This is a genomic window from Corynebacterium lubricantis DSM 45231 (assembly GCF_000379425.1).
Taxonomy (GTDB): domain Bacteria; phylum Actinomycetota; class Actinomycetes; order Mycobacteriales; family Mycobacteriaceae; genus Corynebacterium; species Corynebacterium lubricantis.
The window spans coordinates 59,912-80,528 of record NZ_KB902215.1; the positions used below are offsets into that span (position 1 = coordinate 59,912).

The window sequence follows — 20,617 nt, forward strand, 5'->3', positions numbered from 1 at the left end:
CTAACCCCGAGGCTCGATCGGGTTGCCCTGCCACACGGTAGAGCCAGGCACCTTGTCGCCACGCATCATCAGCGAGCCAGGCCACACGGTCGCACCGTCGCCTATCGACGACGCGGGCAACGCCACCGAGTGTGCCGCCAGAGTTGCCCCGGCACCGATTTCCACGGTATCCAGGCTCATCACGCGGTCCTGGAAGAGGTGGGTCTGCACCACGGTTCCCGGTCCCACAGTTGCGCCGTCGCCGACATAACACAGGTCAGTTTCTGGGAACCAGTACGACTCAATCCAAGCACCCTTACCAATCTTGACACCAAGCGCGCGCAGAGCCACGTTGAGCTCACCAGTGCCGGTGGCAGGAATGAGGAAGTACGGTGCCGCAACTGCTTCGACGAAGGTGTCTTGGAGCTCATTGAGCCAGACAAACCAGCTGTACAGCGGGTGGTCGCCCTTGAGGTGCGTGCCCACGCAGACCCACTTGGCAACAACGGTTACCACCATGGCTACTACGCCGGCAGCCATGAGGATCAGTCCGCCGAAGGCGAACGGCGCCCAAACGCCAACCTGAACCAGCAAGAAGTGCATGGCAGCAAGGATGCCCGCGGCGATCATCACGAAGGTGATCGGAGCCAAAAGTCGCAGGGTCTCAATGAGACCGCGAGCAATCTTCAGGCCACGTGATGGGGAATAGGTACGGGATTCTCCGCCTTCAGTATCCACCTCGACACGGCGCATCCTCTCCGGTGGCGAGCCCCACCAGTTGGAGCCAGCTTTCGCCTTCTTTGGCGTCGACGAGAGCACGGCAACCAGTGAGTTCTTTGAGAGCTTGCGGCCAGGCGAGGTGATACCCGAGTTACCCACGAAGGAGCGTTTGCCCACCACGGATTCGCCGGTCATCATCCAACCACCGCCGAGCTCATAGCCGCCGAGCAGGGTGTCGTCGGCAAGAAATGCTCCGTCTTTGACTTCGGAAAGCTTTGGCACCATGACGGCCGTGGATACCTCGACGTCCTTGCCGATCTTCGCGCCGAGCGAGCGCAGCCACAGCGGGGTGAGCGCGCCGGCGTAGAGCGGGAAGAGGCGGGTGCGGGCGTCGTCCATAAGCCGTGTGATCGTCCAGATGCGCCAGCCCTTGTGCGAGCGCACAGGTGTCACACCGGGTTTCAGCCCGATGGACAGGAGGCGAACGCCGAGCCAAGTGGCCACCATGGTGAACGCGAAGAGGACGAGTGCACCAAGTGGTGCGAAGAGCACGGCGCCGATATAAGGGCTGCCGCCGGTGGTCTGGATTAACCAGACGACCACGGCGATGGCCAGGAGGGCACCGACCATCGGCAGGATCTCCAGCGCGATGGATGTCAGGCCGTAGCCCCACACCCAGTAAGAACGACGTGGTGGATGCTCCTCAGGGAAACGGTGCTTGGAACGGCCCACCTTCTTAGCTGGCGAACCGGACCAACGCGCGCCCTTCTTGATGTTCTTGTCGCCGGTGACGGTGGAGCCGGCTTCGACGTGGGCGTCGGCACCAATCTTGGTTCCCGGCAGCAGCGTGGAGCGCGCGCCAATGCGGGCGTCCTCGCCGATCACGATCTCGCCGACGTGCAGAATATCGCCGTCGACCCAGTAACCAGTCAGATCCACCTCAGGCTCCACCGCGGCGTGGTCACCGAGAGTGAGCAGGCCGGTGACGGGAGGAAGCGAGTGCAGGTCGACGCCCTTGCCGATCTTCGCGCCTAAGATGCGGGCGTAGTAGTTGACCCAGGTCGCGCCGGAAACCGACTGCGAACCGGAGGCATCAGCCCAGCGCTCGGCGGCCCAGATCCGGAAGTGCTGTGAGCCGCCACGCTTATAGTCGCCGGGCTTAATGTCGGCGGTGAGCATACGAGCGCCGAGAGCACCGATAGGAATTCGGCCGAAAGGAGTGCCAAACACGATAAACAGGCCGACGGCCAGCCACCAGTTGGTATGCACCGCCCAGTCGATCCCCAGCAGCACGAGCACATTCGAGATGATCAACCATGAGGAGACAAAGCTAGCTGCCTTCAGTGTCATCGCGACGACCTGGAATAGCGTCTGCTTGATGCGCATTCCCGCGCCGACTGGCTGGACCACGCGTGTCTCAATGGGCTGTTGAGAGCCCATGTCAACACCGGTTTCTTCAGCGATTCGGTCCACGGTCTCGGCCAGTTTTTCCAGACGGGGCTGGTCGTAGAGGTCGCGCACCGCAACGGTGGGGACCTTCTCGCGAATCCGAGCGACCAACGTCGCCGCAGCCAGCGAGGAGCCGCCAAGCTCGAAGAAGTCAGCGTCCTTATCTTCCACGGCTACGCCAAGCACATCGACCCAGATCTCCGCCAGCCATGCCTCGGTGGCGGAGAGACCCACGGCCTCCACACCAACGCCAGGCAGTGGCCACGGCAGAGACTTCTTGTCTACCTTGCCGGAGGTAGTCACCGGCAGTTCGTCCATTACGCAAATGCGTGGCACGAGCGCGGCAGGCATGGTTTCGGCCAATTGCTCGTGGGCAGCTTGGTGATCGAATCCTTCCTCAGGATTCTCCAGCGACACGTAGCCCACCAGCACGGAATCACCCGCGCCGGTCTTTTGCACGGCCACGGCCGAGTTGTACACGTTGTCAAGGGCGGCAACGTTTGCGTCCACCTCACCGAGCTCAATGCGGCGGCCACCGATTTTCACCTGGTCGTCGATACGCCCAACGAAGTAGAGGCCGTCTTCCTCCATGCGCACATGGTCGCCGGAGCGGTATGCGCGCTCCCAGTCGCCCCACGGTGCGTACTTCTCGGCGTCCTTCGCGGGGTCGAGGTAGCGAGCCAGACCCACGCCGCCGATGACAAGCTCGCCGACCTCTCCGAGGCCGACTTGGTTTTCTTGCTTATCGACGACAGCGAGGTCCCAGCCATCAAGCGGAAGACCAATACCCACCGGTTTCCCGGGGTAGAGCTGCGTTGCAGAAGCAACCACGGTGGCCTCTGTCGGCCCATAGGTATTCCACATTTCGCGTTCTGGTGTGGCCAAACGGTCGACGAGCTCCGAAGAACACGCCTCGCCGCCCACGATGAGCAGGCGAACATTATCGAGTGCCTCAGCAGGCCACAGACCTGCCAGGGTAGGAACGGTGGACACAACGGTGATGTCGCGGCGAATCAGCCACGGACCCAAGTCCTGGCCGGAGCGCACCAGCGCACGAGGTGCCGGAACGAGACAGGCACCGGAGCGCCACGCCAGCCACATTTCTTCACAGGAGGCGTCGAAGGCGACAGAGAGACCTGCGAGAACGCGGTCCTCGGTGCCCAGCGGGTTATCGGCGCAAAAGATGCGCGCTTCCGCATCGACGAACGCAGCTGCGGACCGATGGCTCACTGCCACACCCTTTGGGGTGCCGGTGGAACCGGAGGTGAAAATGATCCAGGCATCGTCGCTAAGCGAAGGAAGCTCCGTGTCACCCTCGTGCTCGGGTGACAACATGCGGAATCCATCGTCGCTGAACAGGCCGTCGATGCCGGCCTCGGAAAAGACCAGCTCGGCGCGCTCATCGGGGTCATCAGCGTCGACGGGGACGTAGGCCGCGCCAGCGTACATGGTGGCCAAAATGGCGGTGTAGAGCTCTTTCGAGCCACTGGTCATGCGCACACCGATCCGGTCGCCACGGCGGATGCCATTGCGGTGTAATTCGGACGCCCAAGCCTGGACGTCTTCGAGGAGTTCGGAGTAGGTGATGATGTCGCCATCGTCGATAGCCGCTGCCTCGGGATTCTCGGTAGCGGTATGGATGAAAACATCGATCAGGGTGCGGGGGTCCGGCGCTCTGTCACCGGCAAGGAACTGCTGCACTGACTATCCCTCTTCCTGAAGGATGGCCTTAGCTAGCTTGCGCAGGTGCTTGAGCTGCTTGGTGGTGGTTGCATCCAGTGCGCGGTCTTCCGCGGCGGTGACGAGCTTGGAAAGTTTGGCCTGCATTTTTGTGCCCTCTTTGGTTGGCGCAACAATCTGACGACGACGGTCTGCCGGGTCACGCTCGCGGGACGCCCAACCGTTCTTTTCTAAAGAATCAATCAAGCGGACCATATCAGAGGCATCAATGGCCAGCATCTCGGAAAGATGGGACTGGCTGGCGGCGTTCTGGTCGACGATGCACGTCAGAACCCAGTACTCGCGCATGGTCGTGCCATTGGAGTTCAGGACAGGCTCGACCTCGTCGCGGGTCCGACGACGGACCCGCTCCACCTGGAAGGATGGCGAGGTAACAAGAGCTGCAGGGAGATCAAGATTTGTTGCCATAGATCATATGGTAGGCAACAATCGTCGGGTTGTAAAATGATTGGCGTCGGCCAACCATTATTCGGTGGTCTTATTCGCCAGCTGGGCGAACGGTAGGCAGGTCCTTCTCAATCCACTCGAGGGTGCCGCCCAGGACATTGATTGCGTTGTCCCAACCACGGGCCTGCTCCAGGTATTCTGCGGCCTGGGCGCTGCGTCCACCGGAACGGCAGATGATGTATGCGGGCTGGTCAGGGTCGATCTGATCGGCGAGAGTGGTGAACTCGCTCAGTGGCAGGTTGACGGTGCCTTCTGCGTGAGCTTCCGCGTACTCATCACGCTCGCGGACATCGATGAACTGGGCGCCGGCTGGGACTTCGTTTACGTTGACTTCTTTCATAGTCGTTGAGTCTACGCGGGTGGCGGGTTGTGGCGTGCTCGTGACGGGACGGAAATTCGGCGGGGTCTGGGGTTGCGGGTTGGTTTGACCCTAGGCAGGGCAGAGTATGGCGCATGGTGGTGCCCGGTGACACATCCCAGGGAGAGGATCCCGGGCTGCCGCGGTCAGAGCGTTTTCGAGTCTCGAGCCACCAGAGCTGTGACCTCCGTACCCCGGGATCCTCTTACAGGGATCTGTAACCATTGATCTGCAGCCGCCTCATAACCCCCGGCCAATGGACAAGCCGGCCGCCCAATGCAGTGGAAGCCGACCCGAAGAAGCAGCGAAGACTTTTTGTAAGCCTCGACCGAGGCTGTGATGGGCACCTCAACCTCTTCGGTCATCCTGAAAACGCGCACTTGGCGAGTATTGACAATGTCACCTGAAAAACTGCTCTGGGTGGAATTCCACCCTTTTCTAAAGCTCTTCATCATCTTCAGGTAGAGGTGACTGGACTTTCTTACCCCCAAGCTGACTTACGTGGAGTGGATCATTGGTATTTTTCGGCGCATTGAGAACACATTGCCGAATTCCGTCAACGTGTTCACTCAAGCTCGGGTTACCGTTGCCCAAAGTGGGTCAAGGACAAAATCGATTCCTTCACGTCGGGCGTGCTTTGCTGCTGGCACAAAGTCACTTTCGCCGGTGATCATAACTATTTGATTGACGGTGCCGCGCTCAGCAAGCGAAGCGATATCAAGGCCGATACGCATGTCCACGCCCTTTTGAGTAATTTCGAGGAGGAAGTCATCTTCAGTGAGATCACTAACTGAAATTGCTCCGTTGCACAGTTGCTTAAGAGGTTTTGATTTCAGTGTGTATCCGCGCTGCGTTTCTAACTCTTCTCCTCGGCGAAGAGCAACTTTACGTTTCTTAGTCAGAGCAGCAAAGAATTGATTGGTCCACTGAAACTGGTCACTCTTCCCAAGATTTACTTGTTTTCTTGAAAGGGGGTGGAAGATAACTTTCTCAGAAGGCGGGCAATCGTAATAGAAAATGCGATACAAGCTACTCCGCGATTCCGTGATATGACGACGACAGTACGTAACCAATTCCTGTGCTCGGTCATCGGGAGATTTGTCTCCGAACAAGCTGAAGGCGCGACGACGGTAAAATCCGCCATCGACTAAGACTGCCGTAACAATTGGGCGTGTGGAATAAGAGCGCTTATTTGAAGACTTCCCCAATCCCGGCACCTTAAAGTAAGTGAGAATTATTTTTACCCTTGTCATCGGCGCTCTCCTTGATAAACGGAGGGTCAACGGCAAGGGTGTTATTGGGCTTTAGCGTAGCAAATTCTTAGAAGACATGCGAAAGAAACGCAAAAACCGGCTCCCACCGAAGGTGAGAGCCGGTAAATAGAGCCTACTTGTACGCCTCGACGGAAGCCTTGAGGATCTCCTCAGCCTCTGCGCGGTTTCCCCAGCCCGAGCCGTTGACTTCCTTGCCTGGCTCCAGGTCCTTGTAGTGCACGAAGAAGTGCTCGATCTCGTCCTTGAGGAACTGGGAGACGTCGTCGATGTCCTGGAAGTTGTCGTAGCGGACGTCATCGAGGACGCAGAGCAGCTTATCGTCGCCGCCAGCTTCGTCGGTCATCTTGAACACGCCGATGGGGCGAGCCTTGACAATCACGCCGGGGAACACTGGCTCTGGGGTGATCACGAGCGCGTCCAGTGGGTCGCCATCGTCGGCCAAGGTGTGGTCGATGTAGCCGTAGTCGGCTGGGTAGGCCATTGGGGTGAACAGGTAACGGTCGAGGTAGACCTTGCCAGTCTCGTGGTCGACCTCGTACTTGTTGCGGGAACCCTTAGGAATCTCGATGGTGACTTCGATGGCCATTGTGGCAATCTCCTTATTCGCTTCAAACCAAAACTTTGCGGGATGTGTAAATCAGTAACCACCTTACCGTGGACTACTGTGGTTGCTGATGAGTGGCAAGAAAATCGCAGGCGTAGTAGGAACCGTGGTGGCTCTCGGCGTTGTTGGCGCAGTGGCAGGCACCGGCTATTACGTTCATGATCAGGTCTCCGAGCTGGAGGTGGCCCCGGCGTATGAACTGCCGGAGGCCGACTCAGTGCTGGTTCCTGCAACACCCGACCCGGTGGATCAGCAGGCGCTGACCGCGACACTGCAGGCGTACGCCGACAACGAAGACCTGGGCATTTTCCATGCGCAGATCTCGGACGCATCGACAGGCGAGACAGTGTTCGACGCCCACTCAGACCAGCCCCTGACCCCGGCTAGCTCCACGAAGGTGCTCACGGCGGCAGCCGCGCTCTACACCCTGGATCCAGCAGACACGCTGACCACCGAGGTCGTTGCAGGAAATAACCCCGGTGAGGTAGTGATCAAGGCAGCCGGCGACGTCTGGATGGATGCCGCAACCATCGAGGACTTGGCCAGCCAGATCGGAGAGGCAAGCGCGGTATTTATTGACACCTCCATCTGGGAGGGACAGGAAAAGTTGATGCCCGGGTGGGCACCCGACAACGTCGACGGCGGATACGTCGCACCCCTGGAACCTGCCATGATCCACGCCGGTCGCATCGGGGAAACCGAAGGCGACGTGCCTCGCTCGCACACACCAGCGCTCGACGTCGCCCAGGCGGTGGCAGACCAGGTCGGTGCACAGACCGTGGGCTACTCGGTCGCCCCCGAAGGCGCCGAACAGGTCGCTAGCGTCGAGTCGGATCCGCTGATCGATCGCCTAAAAACAATGATGAAAAACTCCGACAACGTCATGGCCGAGGCCATCGGCCGCGAGGTCGGGACGAAGGTGGGCACCCGCGCCCCGCAGGTCACGATGGATGTCCTCGGCGAGCAGGGCTTCAACCTCACCGGCATCACCATCGCCGACAACTCTGGCCTGTCCGAGCACAACCTGATTACGCCAGCACTGCTCAATGAGATCATGCTGCGCGCCACCTCCGACGAGAAGCTGCGCCCACTGGTGACCACACTTCCGGTCGCAGGTGGCGAAGGAACGTTGGTGACCCGCTACGGCGATCTCGAAGGCAAGGGCTGGGTGCGCGCGAAAACCGGCACCCTGACCGGCGTAAACGCACTAGTGGGCACGGTAACCAGCGATGTGGGCAACGTGTACACCTTCGCCTTCTTATCCAATGGCGTTGAGATCGAACCGGCGCGCCGGGCGATGGATGAAATGGCGTCCTCGCTGCGAGACTTCTGATGCCCACCGAAAGGCCGTTTTGGCCCCGCCACTCCCCGCACTTCATGCGACTACGCGTGGCGGTGCGTCCCTTCGACGGGCCGGCGGTAATCGGCCTGTCGGGAGGCGCGGATTCCTTAAGCCTTGTGGCCGCCGCAGCAGCCGAAGGCAAGAATATCGACGCCGTCGTGGTGGATCATGGGCTGCAAGAAGGCTCCCGCGAGGTGGCAGAAAACGCTGCACAACAGGCCCGCGATCTCGGCGTGACGGCGCGAGTGGTTGCGGTCAACGTCGCAGGTGAGAACATTGAGGCGGCTGCGCGCGAGGCTCGCTACGCCGCGTTGCACAACGAGGCCGGGGACCGCGACGTGTGGGTCGCCCACACCGCCGACGACCAGGCTGAGACTCTCATCCTCGGCGCCCTGCGAGGCAACCCCGCCGGAATGAGCGTGCGCTCCGAAAAACTGGTGCGCCCCCTCTTGACTACCCGCCGCGCCGACACCGTCGCCGCCTGCGAGGAGCTGGGGCTTAAGGTCTGGCACGACCCGATGAATCACGATCCCGCTTATCGACGAGTGCGTGTCCGACACGAGGTCATCCCGCTGCTCAGCGAGATCCTTGGCGGGGACGCCACCTCGCCCTTGGCCACCACCGCGAACAGAATCGCCGAGGACAACTCATATATAGAGGCCCACCTAGAAACCGGCCTGGAAGCAACGACAGACTGTGCCACCCTCGCCGCCGACCCACCGGCGCTGCGCACGCGTAAGGTGGCGCGCTGGCTGAATGATCTTGGGGTGGGAGCCAGTCAATCGTCGATAAGCGATGTCCTTGCTCTGTGCACGAACTGGCACGGTCAGGGCCCGGTGTATGTTGGCGGCGGGCTGCAAGTGCGTCGCATTGAGGGAAGGCTGCGCGCTACGCTGGAGGAATCATGATTGAGTATCAGGATGTCTCAGCCGTTTACCCCGGAATGGCCGCGCCCGCGGTCGAGGGGTTCAACTATCAGGCGCGCACGGCGTCGACGACGGTGATCGTGGGGCCGTCGGGGTGCGGCAAGACCACGCTGCTGCGGATGGTCAACCGGATGGTTGAGCCGTCGAGCGGTGCCGTGCTCATCGATGGGGAAGACATCGCGGGTAAGGATCCGGTGCAGCTGCGGCGCTCGATCGGCTACGTCATGCAGAATTCCGGCCTGTTGCCGCATAAGACGGCGCTGGAGAATGTCGCCGCGGTGGCGAAGCTGAGTGGCGCGAGCAAGGCAGATGCCAGGAAGGCCGCGGGGGAGTGGCTGGAGCGCGTGCACCTGGATTCCAGCCTGTTCGGGCGCTACCCCGCGGAACTTTCCGGCGGGCAGGCGCAGCGCGTCGGAGTGGCGCGCGGACTGGTCGCCGACCCGACTATCGTGCTCATGGACGAACCTTTCGGCGCGGTCGACCCCGTTGTGCGCCGCGAGCTACAGCAGGAGGTCCTCGAGCTGCAGGCCACGATGGGCAAGACGATTGTCATGGTCACCCACGACATCGACGAGGCATTTTTGCTTGGCGACGACATCGTGCTCCTCGGCGAGCGCGGCCACATTGAGCAGGCGGGCACCGCCGAGGACTTTATTACTGCGCCTGCCAATGAGAATGTCCGCCACTTTGTGGGGCTGGACGCCAGGCGCCTGCATATTGAGACCCGCGGCGAACACGACGTGGTGGTGGATACCCACGGCAAGGTTGTCGGCATTGCCCACGCGAGGCCTGAGCAATGAGGTGGGGTTGGATCGTCGAGAACTTCCCGCGCATAGCAGGGCTGGCATGGGAACATCTCCTGCTGACGGTGCCTGCGGTTCTGGCGGCCTTCCTGATTGCCTTGCCCATTGGGTGGGCGGCGCACCGCTATCGAAGACTGCGCGACGTGATTGTCACTCTGACCAGTGCGTTGTATGTGATTCCTTCGCTGGCGCTGTTTATTTTGCTCCCTCTCGTGTTGGGAACCTCGATGCTCTCGCCCGTCAACGTGGTGGTGGCGATGACACTCTACGGATTAGCCCTGCAGGTGCGCTCGAGCACCGACGCCTTCGATACCGTGCCGGGTGACGTACGGCAATCGGCCGTGGCGATGGGGTACTCGACCGTGCGCCGGGTGCTCACGGTGGACTTTCCGCTGGCAGGCCCGGTGATCCTCTCGGGGCTGCGGGTGGTCACGGCGTCGACAATTTCGCTGGTGTCGGTGGGTGCGCTGATTGGCGTGCATTCGCTGGGCACGCTGTTTACCGAGGGGTTCCAGCGAAACTTTCCCACACAGATCATGGCCGGGCTGATCGGCACCGTGGTGCTGGCGATCATCTGTGACTTGATCCTGGTGCTCAGCGGGAAGGTGCTGATGCCGTGGACTCGCAAGGGGACCCGTAAGCAGGTGAGCGCATGAATTTCCTCAGCGAGGCCTTTACATTCATCTTTAATGCGGACAATTGGGCTGGGCCGACTGGGATTGGTACGCGCCTGCTGGATCATCTGGGCTACACCCTGGTGGCAGTTGTCATCGCGGCGGTGATCGCGCTGCCACTCGGCCTATTGATCGGGCATACGGGTCGCGGGGCGAATGCCGTCGTCGCAGCCTCTGGCGCGCTGCGAGCGCTACCCTCCCTTGGACTTTTGACCTGGTTGACCTTGGAAATGAGTATCGGGATCCGGATGCCGGTGGTACCTGCAACGATTGTCTTAGTCGTGCTTGCAATACCTCCGATGCTGGCCGCGACGGTATCGGGAGTGGCCGCGATCCCTCGGCAAGTCGTCGATTCCGCGCGGGCCACCGGCTACTCCGAACAAGGCATCGTATCGCAGGTGGAAGTGCCGCTAGCAGCACCGACGATCATCGGCGGGATCCGCTCGGCCACCGTGCAAGTGCTCGCAACGGCGACGATTGTCGCCTACATTGGGTTATCCGGGTTAGGTCGCTATCTCATCGACGGCTTGGCATTACGGGATTACCCGCAAATGCTGGTCGGAGCTGTGCTGGTGGCTGCGCTTGCGCTCGTCATTGATTTGCTACTTGCAGCCTGCCAGAAGTGGGCCGCGCCGAAAGGACTGAATCCGACATGATTGATCTGACTGTCTCGCGAAAAATCGTGGTCTCACTTGCTGCCGCGACTGTGGGCTTGGGTTTAGCCTCGTGCTCTAGCTCCGACCCGCTGGCAGACCCACAGGCAGGCGAGGGCGGAAATGGTGAGACCATCACGATTGGCACCGCGAACTTCCCTGAATCCGAGATCATCGGGCAAATCTGGGCGGAGCAGCTGCGCGCCGACGGGTTCGACGTGGAAGTCACCTCAGGAATTGGCTCCCGCGAGGTCTACCTCTCTGCGCTAGAGAGCGGCGAAATCGACATCGTGCCCGAATACTCGGGTAACCTCGCTGAATTCTACGGCGCCGAGATCGAGCAGGGCGCCAACGCGGACACCGTGAACCAAACGGTTCAGGAAGTGCTTCCGGAGGGACTTGCTGCGGGAGAATTCGCGCCGGGCGAATCCAAGGACGCCTTCGTCGTCACGTCCGAAACCGCTGCCGACTTCGACCTGACCTCGATCGCCGACCTGGCCAACCTGGACGAAGTTGTCTTAGCTGGCAACCCCGAGCTGGCGGAGCGCCCTTACGGGCCGCCGGGATTTACCCAGGTCTACGGTGTGCCTGCGGAAAAGATCACCATGAACGCGATTTCTGATGGTGGCGGCCCGTTGACCGTTGCGGCGCTGCTGTCCGGGGAGGCGAACGTCGCGGATATTTACTCCACCTCGCCACACCTGGATAGCCAAGGTAACGAAGTTGACCTGGTCACCTTGGAAGATCCGGAAAACTTGGTGCTGCCACAAAACGTGCTGCCCATCTACCGAGCAGATGCGGTGCCCCAGGAAGCGATTGACGCCCTCAACGGAGTGAACAAGGACCTGACTACCGCCGACCTTGAGGCCATGAATCTGCGCAACGTGGGTGAGGAAAAAGCGGAGCCTGTAGTGATCGCCAGCGACTACTTAAAGCAGTAGTGCGAGATCACCTGTTATCTGCCTAAAGCAAATGACTACAATAGCCGTATTGCACCTGGGGTTCATGAGCAGAAAGAGAAAATTCAACGATGGCCGAGACTACTGAAACAACTGAGCTGTACGATCACAAGGACTACAACGTTCCAGACAATCGCTACGGCGACGATGTAGAAGCCGTGCTGATCTCCGAAGAGGCGCTGAGCAAGCGCATCAAGGAGCTCGCGGACATTGTCAGCGAGGAATATAAGGACGCGGAGGAAGACTTGGTCCTCGTGTGCGTGCTCAAGGGCGCTGCATTACTACTGACCGATTTCTCCCGCGCGCTGTCCATCCCATCAGAGATGGAGTTTATGGCGGTGTCCTCCTATGGCAACTCCACCACCTCCTCGGGCGTCGTGCGCATCCTCAAGGACCTGGACAAGGAAATTGAGAACCGCGATGTCCTCATCGTCGAAGACATCATCGACTCCGGCCTGACTCTTTCGTGGCTGATGAAAAACCTGAAGGGACGCAACCCGAAGTCCCTGCGCGCAATCACGCTGCTGCGCAAGCCAGAAATCCAGACCGCGGATGTGGAACTCATGGAAGTCGGCTTCGATATCCCGAACGAATTCGTCGTTGGCTACGGACTCGATTACGCCGAGCGCTACCGCGACCTTCCATTCGTCGGTCTGCTGCATCCTCGCGTGTACTCGGGCCAGAATTCCTAACTTCGGAACCAGGTACCGGTTGTACCCGTTAAAGAGTGTGGCGTAGATTCCCCATAAACCACTTCCGGGGTCAGTCCTTGGGAGAACCACTCACGTTAAGTGAAAGTAGTAAATGAAAAACAACAGAGTTCTGCGGTACGGAGCCATTGCAGCAGTAGTGCTGATCGTCTTGTACCTCTTTACCCTTTTTGGCGATGAAACACGCAGCTTCCAGCGCGTGGATACCTCGGTTGCGGTTCAGCAGCTGCAGGACAACAACGTTGCCACCGCGCAGATCGACGACCGTGAGCAGCGCTTGCGCTTGGAGCTCAAGGAGCCCATCACCGTCGACGAACGCGAGGGTGTCCAAGAGATCATGACGCAGTACCCGGCTCGGACGGCGCCACAGATTTTCGATGCCGTCCAGGCTAGCGACACGGAAGAGTACACAACGAACGTCACCCAGGACTCGTTCCTGATGTCGATGTTGTCCTTCATGCTGCCGATGATCTTGATCTTCGGCCTGCTGTTCTACTTCATGTATCGCATGCAAGCCGGCGGCGGAATGTTCGGCATCGGCGGATCCAAGGCCAAAGAGCTGACCAAGGACATGCCGACGAACACTTTCGCCGATGTCGCAGGCGCCGACGAAGCCGTCGACGAGCTCCACGAGATCAAGGACTTCCTCCAGGACCCTTCCGTCTACGAAAAGCTCGGCGCGAAGATTCCTCGCGGTGTCTTGCTCTACGGCCCTCCGGGAACCGGTAAGACGCTGCTGGCACGCGCAGTTGCGGGTGAAGCCGGGGTGCCTTTCTACTCCATCTCGGGCTCGGACTTCGTGGAGATGTTCGTCGGTGTCGGCGCCTCCCGTGTGCGTGACCTGTTCAAGCAGGCCCGCGAGAACTCTCCGTGCATCATCTTCATCGATGAGATCGACGCCGTTGGACGTCAGCGCGGCTCGGGAACCGGCGGCGGCCACGACGAGCGCGAGCAGACCCTAAACCAGCTGCTCGTGGAAATGGACGGCTTCGGCGACCGCGAGGGTGTCATCCTGATTGCGGCAACCAACCGTCCCGACATCCTCGACCCAGCGCTGCTGCGCCCAGGCCGCTTCGACCGCCAGATTCCTGTGACCAACCCTGACCTGAAGGGTCGCGAACAAATCCTCAAGGTCCACGCAGAGGGCAAGCCTTTGGGCCCCGACGCTGACCTGGATTCGCTGGCGAAGCGCACCGCGGGCATGAGCGGTGCGGACCTGGCCAACGTGCTCAACGAGGCAGCACTGCTGACCGCCCGCATTGGTGGCAACGTCATTACCGCCGATGCACTTGAGGAAGCAACCGACCGCGTGATCGGTGGTCCGCGACGCTCCAGCAAGATCATCTCCGAGAAGGAGAAGAAGGTCACCGCGTACCACGAGGGCGGACACACTCTCTCGGCGTGGGCGCTGAAAGACATTGATCGCGTCTACAAGGTGACCATTTTGGCGCGCGGTCGTACCGGCGGGCACGCCATGACCGCCCAAGAAGACGACAAGGGTATGTACAACCGCGACGAGCTCTACGCTCGCCTGGTCTTCGCCATGGGCGGACGTGCCGCCGAGGAACTCGTCTTCGGCGAGCCCACCACTGGTGCATCCGCTGATATCGAGCAGGCCACGAAGATTGCCCGTGCGATGGTGACTGAGTACGGCATGAGCGCCAAGCTGGGTACCGTGAAATACGGTTCCGAGCAGGGCGATCCGTTCTCCGGCCGCGGCGGTGGGGGATCGCTGGATTACTCCCCGCACATCGCAGAAACGATTGACAAAGAGGTCCACGACCTTCTCGATGCAGCCCACAAGCGTTCCTACGAAATCCTGCGGTCCAACCGCGATTACCTGGATAAGCTCGCCGAGAAGTTGCTGGAAAAAGAAACTTTACGACGACCTGACCTGGAAGCCATCTTCGGCGACATGAGGCAGGAAGACTCTGGTCTTGACATCGTGGATTTCCGTTTCCCACGCCAGGACGACCGCGAACCGGTGAAGACTCCGGTGGAACTCGCAGAAGAACGCGGCGAGGAACCACCCAAGAAGTTCTCGCTTCTCGAGGCGTCGCAGCAGGTACGTGCACAGCGCCAGAAGGAACGCGAAGAGCGCGAAGCCAAGGCAAAGCAGGAGAAGATCAAGCCTCCAAAGGAGCAGGATCCCGCACCAGTGGGCACCACGACTGTAGGCACCACTCCTTATTACGGGGATTCCACTCCTCCGAAGGGCTGGCAGGTGCCAGGTGGCGCGTGGCCGGGCCAAAAGAAGAACGACGCGCAGGAGTCCGCTGAGCCACAGCAGCAATCACCTCAGCACCCGGGTGTATCGAATTACGGGTGGGGCGATGCCACGGCGAAGAATCCTTATGGCAAGGCCCCGCAGGCAGCGCCTCCGGTCGACGCTAAAGACGCTAAGGCAGATAAGACTCAAGACTCTGCTGAACCGGAACAGACAAAGGAGCCGGAGGAGTTGATCGGATTCCGCTTGCCTGAAAACGAGCGCCCCGATAACGCGAGCCCCGCCGAGGATGCGACCACGCAGATGCCCCGGGTGAAAGAAACCGGCAACTCAGAAACCGGTAACTCAGATTCAGACAATTCAGATTCAACCGCGAACCACAGGAAGGACGATGGTGATGGATCCTTCCGTGACTAATCCAGAAACTAATCCAGAAACGCGAAACTTCGATTTCGAACGCGCCCAGGCAGCGGTGCGCGAACTGCTCATCGCGGTAGGCGAGGACCCTGATCGCGAGGGCCTTCAGGAGACCCCTGCGCGCGTGGCTCGTTCCTACCAAGAGACTTTTGCCGGCCTCTACGAAGACCCCACGAGCGTGCTGGAAAAGACGTTCGCGGAAGATCACCAGGAGCTCGTGCTCGTGCACGACATCCCTATCTACTCCATGTGCGAACACCACCTGGTGCCATTTTTCGGTAAGGCCCACATCGGCTACATCCCGGGCAAAGACGGCAAGGTGACGGGACTGTCCAAGCTGGCTCGCTTGGCGGATTTGTATGCGAAGCGCCCGCAGGTCCAAGAGCGCCTGACCTCACAAATCGCAGATGCCCTCGTCGATAAGCTTGGTGCTCAATCGGTGATTGTCGTCATCGAGTGCGAGCACCTCTGCATGGCCATGCGCGGCATTCGCAAGCCGGGCGCGATTACGACGACGAGTGCGGTGCGCGGTGGTTTCAAGACCAGCGCGGCCTCGCGCGCCGAAGTATTGAGCCTGATCAGAGGGTAGATTGATGGTAAAAGTCAGCGACTTAACGCAACCAGACCGCACGATGGTGATGGGGATTGTCAACGTCACCACGGACTCGTTTTCCGACGGAGGGAAGTGGGTTGAGCTCGATGCCGCGGTCGCGCACGCCCATGAGCTCATCGCGTTGGGCGCTGACATGATCGATGTCGGGGCGGAATCGACACGCCCTGGCGCCACGCGCGTGGTCCCCGAGCTGGAGGCCGAGCGCGCGGCGACCTTGATCAAGGAACTCTCGCAGGCGGGCATCCGCACCAGTGTGGATACCATGCGCGCCACCACAGCGCAGGCCGCAGCCGAGGCCGGGGTGGACATGATCAATGACGTCTCGGGTGGGCTTGCCGACGAGAACATGTACAAAGTCATGGCCGACGCCGCGATTCCCGTGTGTCTGATGCACTGGCGCACGGTGCAATTCGGCGACGCAGCAGGTGTGGCGGACCACGGCGGCGACGTGGTCGACGATGTGCACGCCACGCTGAACCGGCTGGTGGATAATGCGCTGGACGCGGGTGTCGAACACGATCAGATCGTGCTGGATCCCGGCCTTGGTTTTGCCAAGAGCGCAGCCGATAATTGGGCGCTGCTCCAGGCGCTGCCGGAGTTCGTGGCTGGTGAGTTCCCGATTCTGGTGGGTGCTTCACGGAAGCGTTTCCTCACCGAGATCAGGGCGGCGCGCGGTCTCGACCATGGGCCGATCGACGCGGATGCGGCGACGGCCGCGGTCACAGCTCTCAGCGCACAGATCGGTGCGTGGGGAGTGCGCGTGCACGAGGTTGCCGTCTCCCGCGACGCGGTGGATGTGGCAGCGGCATGGAAGAAGGGGAAGGATTTTTCTTAGATGGCTGATCGCATTGAGCTCAAAGGCCTGCAGGTGTATGCCCACCACGGTGTCCTCGACCACGAAACCGAGCACGGGCAGACATTTACCATCGACATCACCTGCTGGGTGGATTTCGCCGAAGCAGCAGAAACCGATGATCTATCGAAGACGATTAATTACGCAGAGCTGGCACAGCTCGCCTTCGATATCGCCGCCGGCACACCCCGCAAGTTGATCGAGACCGTGGCCTCCGAGATCGCCGATACCGCGATTGGCAGGTACAAGCAGCTGCATTCCGTGGAGGTCACGCTGCACAAGCCACACGCCCCGATCCCGCTGACCTTCGATGATGTCTCAGTTGTGGCGCGTCGCTCCCGCAAGTCCGGCCCCGCGATCATGAGGAATGCCTAATGCGCGCAGTGCTATCCATCGGCTCCAACCTCGAGGATTCCTGGACACATCTCGAGAGCGTCACCCACGAGTTCGCCGACGAAATTGTCAGCGCGTCCGGGGTCTATTCCACCCCGCCATGGGGAGGAATCGAACAGGGCGATTTCCTCAATCAGATCCTCATCGTCGACGTCGACCAAGCACCGCTCGCATTGCTGCGCCGCTGCCAGGGCCTCGAAGAGGCCGCGAATCGCGTTCGCGAGGTGCGGTGGGGGCCGCGCACACTCGACGTTGACATCGTTTCGCTTCACGACGATTCCGGCGCCGAAATCGTCAGCGAGGATCCCGAACTGACTCTCCCACACCCCAGGGCGCACGAGCGCGCCTTTGTGTTGGTGCCGTGGCTCGACGCCGACCCCGAGGCGACTCTGCGGGGGACCAGCATCACCGAGTGCCTTGCAGGCATTGACCAGCAGGAAATCGAGCAGATAAGGCTCCAAGAACGATGAAAAGAACCCCCATCTCAGGCCTTGTCGGCGCCGGTGTTTTTGCCGCCGCCGCGCTGGCCATTTTGACCTGGGGATTCTACGGTCGCTTTGGGGCGATCTCGCCGGTCGTGTCGGTGACCTTGTGGGTTGTCGCCGCGGTCTGTCTCTTCTTGGCTTATATGGTGAAAAAGCGGCGTGAGGATGGGCTCATCGGGCTGGATCGTTCGCAGCTCAATCCCATGATGGTGACCAATTTTATGCTGATTGGGAAGGCCAGCGCGTGGACGGGAGCGATCGTTGGAGGTGCATACATTGGGATTGGGACATATATTGTTCCTAATTTAGGAACGCTAATCGCGGCGCAGGATGATTTTCCCGGTGTGCTTGCCAGCGCCTTGGGTGGTGTAGCACTGTGTGTCAGCGGAGTAATTTTGGAGCGGGCGTGCGAGGTGTCGCCACCCGCTGATGGTGAACCAGTTGGATAAGGTGGAATCTATGACTGAGCAAAATCGCACTCCAGACCGTGGGCAGATCGGTCTGTATGCCCTGGTAGGTTTGGCGGTTCTTGCAACCATCATTATGTTGTTCACTGATTCCGGTGCATGGTTGAAGATCGCTCTCATCGCAGCTCTGTGGGCTGCGGCCGTGGGCTTCTTCCTGGTGTATCGTTCGCGGAAGGAAAAGAACGAGGCCGAGATTCAACTTCAGGCTGCGCAGCAGGCACATGACGCTGAGTTAAAGGCTGTGGAAGCGTCGGCGGAAAAAGATCGCAAAGCACTCGAGCTGTCTCAGAATCAGGACGGTCTTTCCACCGCGGATGCGGAATTGCTTAAGGAGATCCGCGAGGAGCTCGCCCTAGTTCGTGCGAAGCTGGAGGAACTGTCGGGCCGAGAGTTTGGTTATGAGCCGGCTGCCTTGCGCGCCGAGGCACGTCGCATCATGGAGATACAGACTTCCACGAATTCTGCTGCAAGTACGTACCCAAGCACTGCGGAAACCCCGATCGTCGAACCGGAACCTGTGGAACCACTCGAGTCCGAGGTGCCGAAGCCACAGCCACACAAGTCGAAAGCGCCATCGGCGGAAGCCGTGGCAGGTCGGGTTGGCGGCTACGAGGAGCCAAAGAACCGCGAGTCGAACCCATTGTCGCAGCTGATCAGCGAGCGCAAGAACGAGGCAGCGAAGAACGAAGCCGCTAAGAAAGACGTCGCTGGAAAGGATGCTCCTAAGAAGGATGCTCCTGCGCAAGAAGCTTCCACTGAGGCACCGCACCGGGAGGAGTTCCCGGTGGTGAAGGCCGAGGAAAAGAAGCCAGAGGAAAAGAAGCCAGAGGAGAAGAAACCAGAAGAGAAGAAGGCCGACGCGAAGAAGGACGAGACCGTTTCTTACCGCGGCCGTCGCCGCGCCGAGGACCGCGAACCTGCTCACGAGCAGGAAGAAGCAGGTCGTCGCCGTCGTCGTAGCGACGAGAATGAAAGCGGAGTTTCCGTCGCCGAGCTGATGGCGCGGATGAAGGCGGCGGACAAGGAGTGAGCGCTCCCCGTCTCAATGTGGGGCTCATCGGCGCACCGAGTATCAGCCACTACCTGCGCGAGGCAGGGCACACCGTCAGCTTCATCGAGCCTCAGGCCGCCTCCGAATATGACCTGATCGTCTTCGGAGCAGAAGGCGAGGAGCTCGAAGTAGCCGTGGAGGAGACCGCGCCTTTTGCCCGCCACGGCCAGATCTATGTTCATACGGCCCTCGATTATGGGATCCAGGTGCTCGATCCCATCGAGACCACGGGCGCTGTCGTCGCCGCCGCGCACCAACTCACCGACCATGTGTGGGCCACCACCGCGGCCGACGAGCTCGGCGAAACTATCATCGAGTTGCTCGTCGGCGAGATGGGTGGGCGCGCTATTTCGGTGAGCGATAAGCAGCGTCTCAGTCTGAAGACGGCCCTGACCTATGCGCAGCTGGCCAACTCCATGCACAACGACGCCCAGCAGATGCTCGTGGAAGTATTAGACAGTCCCGATGTTGCCGAAGAGTTGATTCCCGCTGCGCCCGAGGAACCGTTTATGCCCGACGTTGAGGAATTGGCGCGGCAGCATTCGTCGATAAGCGATCCTGGAAGGGCGAACCTCTTCGCCTCCGTCGTGCGCCGCAACGCGGAAGTGCGCGACGACCATAATCTCGAGCTGTGGGCGATTTCGCAGCTCAACTACAAGGAGTGACATGAGTTTCGAAACCGGCCAAGCCACCGTGGTGACCGACCCAGAAATGTTCAAAACCTACGGCCGCGCCTTCCGCAAGACCAGCAAGCGCGTGGTGTTGGTGCCGCTCGGCGAGGCGGTGCACGCGGGACATATCTCGATGATCCGGGCAGCGCGCTCGATTACCGGCGCGATCACAATGGTGACCTTCTCGGGCGAGGAGGTCCCCGAGGACTTCGCAAAGGAGCAGGTCGACGTGGTCTTCCACGGCGAACTTCCGACGCACGGGGTGGCAGTGCGCACCTCGCTGGATCACTTAGAGGAGCCATCGCTTATCGACGATTACGTGGCGCGCGTCTTGGCCGCCACCATCGCATCGGGTGCGACCGATGTGGTGTTGGGCGAGAAGGATTTCGAGGCGCTCGTAGCACTGCAACATGCCGTCTCCGGGCTACAGCTCAACGTCCAACTACACAGTGTGCCGACCGTGCGGATGCCGGACGGCCTGGCCATTTCGAACCGTAACTCCGAGGTGCCCGAGGAACACCGCGACAAGGCGGTTGTTGTGGCGGCCGCGCTGACGGCAGGTGCGCACGCGGCAGAACTTGGCCCGGTGAAGATCCTGGAAACCGCCCGCGGTGTACTCGAGGCGGGCGGAGTGGAGGCGACCTACCTGGAACTGCGCAACTTAGACTTTGGCCCTGCGCCCGAGTTCGGCGATGCCCGCCTGCTCGTGGGCGTCGACTTCGGGGGAGTGCACCTGGTGGACAACGTCGGTGTGCCCGTGGGCATCGGCTTCAAGAATATCGAAGCCGACAGCTAGTTTTTA

21 protein-coding genes are annotated in these 20,617 nt (G+C 60.6%); 16 read left to right on the plus strand and 5 right to left on the minus strand.

Annotated elements, in window-relative coordinates; genetic code table 11:
• From A37O_RS0109650 to A37O_RS0109675, 5 genes are all read right to left on the minus strand, one after another.
• Positions 1-3,849 carry a Pls/PosA family non-ribosomal peptide synthetase gene (locus tag A37O_RS0109650; RefSeq protein ID WP_018297302.1) on the minus strand — a complete coding sequence of 1,283 codons (3,849 nt, stop codon included), beginning with the start codon at positions 3,847-3,849 and terminating at the stop codon, positions 1-3.
• Between the two features lie 3 nt (positions 3,850-3,852).
• Positions 3,853-4,296 (minus strand): MarR family winged helix-turn-helix transcriptional regulator, encoded by a 444-nt coding sequence (locus A37O_RS0109655; protein ID WP_018297303.1) that lies wholly within the window; start codon positions 4,294-4,296, stop codon positions 3,853-3,855.
• A gap of 70 nt (positions 4,297-4,366) precedes the next feature.
• The gene (locus A37O_RS0109660) at positions 4,367-4,675 is read right to left on the minus strand and encodes a rhodanese-like domain-containing protein (RefSeq protein WP_018297304.1); all 309 of its coding nucleotides are present in this window, start codon (positions 4,673-4,675) and stop codon (positions 4,367-4,369) included.
• Positions 4,676-5,262: 587 nt separating this feature from the next.
• The gene (locus tag A37O_RS15700; RefSeq protein WP_245533827.1) at positions 5,263-5,946 is read right to left on the minus strand and encodes an NYN domain-containing protein; all 684 of its coding nucleotides are present in this window, start codon (positions 5,944-5,946) and stop codon (positions 5,263-5,265) included.
• 133 nt (positions 5,947-6,079) lie between these two features.
• The gene (locus A37O_RS0109675) at positions 6,080-6,553 is read right to left on the minus strand and encodes an inorganic diphosphatase (protein WP_018297306.1); all 474 of its coding nucleotides are present in this window, start codon (positions 6,551-6,553) and stop codon (positions 6,080-6,082) included.
• 88 nt (positions 6,554-6,641) lie between these two features.
• Here A37O_RS0109675 and dacB point away from each other — a divergent pair, with 88 nt between their 5' ends.
• The 16 genes from dacB (at position 6,642) to A37O_RS0109755 (ending at position 20,611) form a co-directional block, all read left to right on the plus strand.
• Positions 6,642-7,904 carry a D-alanyl-D-alanine carboxypeptidase/D-alanyl-D-alanine endopeptidase gene (gene dacB / locus A37O_RS0109680; protein ID WP_026196287.1) on the plus strand — a complete coding sequence of 421 codons (1,263 nt, stop codon included), beginning with the start codon at positions 6,642-6,644 and terminating at the stop codon, positions 7,902-7,904.
• On the plus strand, positions 7,904-8,821 hold the full coding sequence (gene tilS / locus A37O_RS0109685) for a tRNA lysidine(34) synthetase TilS (protein ID WP_018297308.1): 918 nt from the start codon (positions 7,904-7,906) through the stop codon (positions 8,819-8,821). Before dacB ends, tilS begins: the two co-directional genes overlap by 1 nt.
• On the plus strand, positions 8,818-9,639 hold the full coding sequence (locus tag A37O_RS0109690) for an ABC transporter ATP-binding protein (protein WP_018297309.1): 822 nt from the start codon (positions 8,818-8,820) through the stop codon (positions 9,637-9,639). Before tilS ends, A37O_RS0109690 begins: the two co-directional genes overlap by 4 nt.
• On the plus strand, positions 9,636-10,298 hold the full coding sequence (locus tag A37O_RS0109695) for an ABC transporter permease (protein WP_018297310.1): 663 nt from the start codon (positions 9,636-9,638) through the stop codon (positions 10,296-10,298). Before A37O_RS0109690 ends, A37O_RS0109695 begins: the two co-directional genes overlap by 4 nt.
• On the plus strand, positions 10,295-10,972 hold the full coding sequence (locus tag A37O_RS0109700; protein ID WP_018297311.1) for an ABC transporter permease: 678 nt from the start codon (positions 10,295-10,297) through the stop codon (positions 10,970-10,972). The genes A37O_RS0109695 and A37O_RS0109700 overlap by 4 nt, the downstream gene beginning before the upstream one ends.
• Complete coding sequence (locus A37O_RS0109705; protein ID WP_018297312.1) at positions 10,969-11,910, plus strand: ABC transporter substrate-binding protein; 942 nt, start codon at positions 10,969-10,971, stop codon at positions 11,908-11,910. Before A37O_RS0109700 ends, A37O_RS0109705 begins: the two co-directional genes overlap by 4 nt.
• A gap of 89 nt (positions 11,911-11,999) precedes the next feature.
• On the plus strand, positions 12,000-12,620 hold the full coding sequence (gene hpt / locus A37O_RS0109710; RefSeq protein ID WP_018297313.1) for a hypoxanthine phosphoribosyltransferase: 621 nt from the start codon (positions 12,000-12,002) through the stop codon (positions 12,618-12,620).
• 112 nt (positions 12,621-12,732) lie between these two features.
• Positions 12,733-15,282, plus strand: a complete 2,550-nt coding sequence (ftsH, locus tag A37O_RS0109715; protein WP_018297314.1) for an ATP-dependent zinc metalloprotease FtsH — start codon at positions 12,733-12,735, stop codon at positions 15,280-15,282.
• Complete coding sequence (gene folE / locus A37O_RS0109720) at positions 15,257-15,871, plus strand: GTP cyclohydrolase I FolE (RefSeq protein ID WP_018297315.1); 615 nt, start codon at positions 15,257-15,259, stop codon at positions 15,869-15,871. The genes ftsH and folE overlap by 26 nt, the downstream gene beginning before the upstream one ends.
• Before the next feature lie 4 nt (positions 15,872-15,875).
• Complete coding sequence (folP, locus tag A37O_RS0109725; protein WP_026196290.1) at positions 15,876-16,730, plus strand: dihydropteroate synthase; 855 nt, start codon at positions 15,876-15,878, stop codon at positions 16,728-16,730.
• Positions 16,731-17,123: a dihydroneopterin aldolase gene (gene folB, locus A37O_RS0109730; RefSeq protein WP_018297317.1), complete on the plus strand. Its 393-nt coding sequence runs from the start codon at positions 16,731-16,733 to the stop codon at positions 17,121-17,123.
• The gene (gene folK, locus A37O_RS0109735) at positions 17,123-17,611 is read left to right on the plus strand and encodes a 2-amino-4-hydroxy-6-hydroxymethyldihydropteridine diphosphokinase (protein WP_018297318.1); all 489 of its coding nucleotides are present in this window, start codon (positions 17,123-17,125) and stop codon (positions 17,609-17,611) included. The genes folB and folK overlap by 1 nt, the downstream gene beginning before the upstream one ends.
• Positions 17,608-18,075, plus strand: a complete 468-nt coding sequence (locus tag A37O_RS0109740; protein WP_018297319.1) for a DUF3180 domain-containing protein — start codon at positions 17,608-17,610, stop codon at positions 18,073-18,075. Before folK ends, A37O_RS0109740 begins: the two co-directional genes overlap by 4 nt.
• A gap of 10 nt (positions 18,076-18,085) precedes the next feature.
• Entirely contained in the window at positions 18,086-19,123 is a 1,038-nt protein-coding gene (locus A37O_RS15920; protein ID WP_156802559.1) for a DUF6779 domain-containing protein, read from the plus strand.
• Positions 19,120-19,809, plus strand: a complete 690-nt coding sequence (locus A37O_RS0109750; protein ID WP_026196291.1) for a 6PGD fold domain-containing protein — start codon at positions 19,120-19,122, stop codon at positions 19,807-19,809. Before A37O_RS15920 ends, A37O_RS0109750 begins: the two co-directional genes overlap by 4 nt.
• Before the next feature lies 1 nt (position 19,810).
• A complete protein-coding gene (locus tag A37O_RS0109755; protein ID WP_018297322.1) occupies positions 19,811-20,611 on the plus strand; it encodes a pantoate--beta-alanine ligase in 801 nt (266 codons plus the stop codon).
• Positions 20,612-20,617 lie beyond the last annotated feature (6 nt).

Excerpts from the sequence above, each read along its gene's own strand:
- A37O_RS0109655 (WP_018297303.1), bottom strand. The coding sequence starts at position 4,296 with ATGGCAACAAATCTTGATCTCCCTGCAGCTCTTGTTACCTCGCCATCC.
- A37O_RS0109660 (WP_018297304.1), bottom strand. The coding sequence starts at position 4,675 with ATGAAAGAAGTCAACGTAAACGAAGTCCCAGCCGGCGCCCAGTTCATC.
- A37O_RS15700 (WP_245533827.1), bottom strand. The coding sequence starts at position 5,946 with ATGACAAGGGTAAAAATAATTCTCACTTACTTTAAGGTGCCGGGATTG.
- A37O_RS0109675 (WP_018297306.1), bottom strand. The coding sequence starts at position 6,553 with ATGGCCATCGAAGTCACCATCGAGATTCCTAAGGGTTCCCGCAACAAG.
- dacB (WP_026196287.1), top strand. The coding sequence starts at position 6,642 with ATGAGTGGCAAGAAAATCGCAGGCGTAGTAGGAACCGTGGTGGCTCTC.
- tilS (WP_018297308.1), top strand. The coding sequence starts at position 7,904 with ATGCCCACCGAAAGGCCGTTTTGGCCCCGCCACTCCCCGCACTTCATG.
- A37O_RS0109690 (WP_018297309.1), top strand. The coding sequence starts at position 8,818 with ATGATTGAGTATCAGGATGTCTCAGCCGTTTACCCCGGAATGGCCGCG.
- A37O_RS0109695 (WP_018297310.1), top strand. The coding sequence starts at position 9,636 with ATGAGGTGGGGTTGGATCGTCGAGAACTTCCCGCGCATAGCAGGGCTG.
- A37O_RS0109700 (WP_018297311.1), top strand. The coding sequence starts at position 10,295 with ATGAATTTCCTCAGCGAGGCCTTTACATTCATCTTTAATGCGGACAAT.
- A37O_RS0109705 (WP_018297312.1), top strand. The coding sequence starts at position 10,969 with ATGATTGATCTGACTGTCTCGCGAAAAATCGTGGTCTCACTTGCTGCC.
- hpt (WP_018297313.1), top strand. The coding sequence starts at position 12,000 with ATGGCCGAGACTACTGAAACAACTGAGCTGTACGATCACAAGGACTAC.
- ftsH (WP_018297314.1), top strand. The coding sequence starts at position 12,733 with ATGAAAAACAACAGAGTTCTGCGGTACGGAGCCATTGCAGCAGTAGTG.
- folE (WP_018297315.1), top strand. The coding sequence starts at position 15,257 with ATGGTGATGGATCCTTCCGTGACTAATCCAGAAACTAATCCAGAAACG.
- folP (WP_026196290.1), top strand. The coding sequence starts at position 15,876 with ATGGTAAAAGTCAGCGACTTAACGCAACCAGACCGCACGATGGTGATG.
- folB (WP_018297317.1), top strand. The coding sequence starts at position 16,731 with ATGGCTGATCGCATTGAGCTCAAAGGCCTGCAGGTGTATGCCCACCAC.
- folK (WP_018297318.1), top strand. The coding sequence starts at position 17,123 with ATGCGCGCAGTGCTATCCATCGGCTCCAACCTCGAGGATTCCTGGACA.
- A37O_RS0109740 (WP_018297319.1), top strand. The coding sequence starts at position 17,608 with ATGAAAAGAACCCCCATCTCAGGCCTTGTCGGCGCCGGTGTTTTTGCC.
- A37O_RS15920 (WP_156802559.1), top strand. The coding sequence starts at position 18,086 with ATGACTGAGCAAAATCGCACTCCAGACCGTGGGCAGATCGGTCTGTAT.
- A37O_RS0109755 (WP_018297322.1), top strand. The coding sequence starts at position 19,811 with ATGAGTTTCGAAACCGGCCAAGCCACCGTGGTGACCGACCCAGAAATG.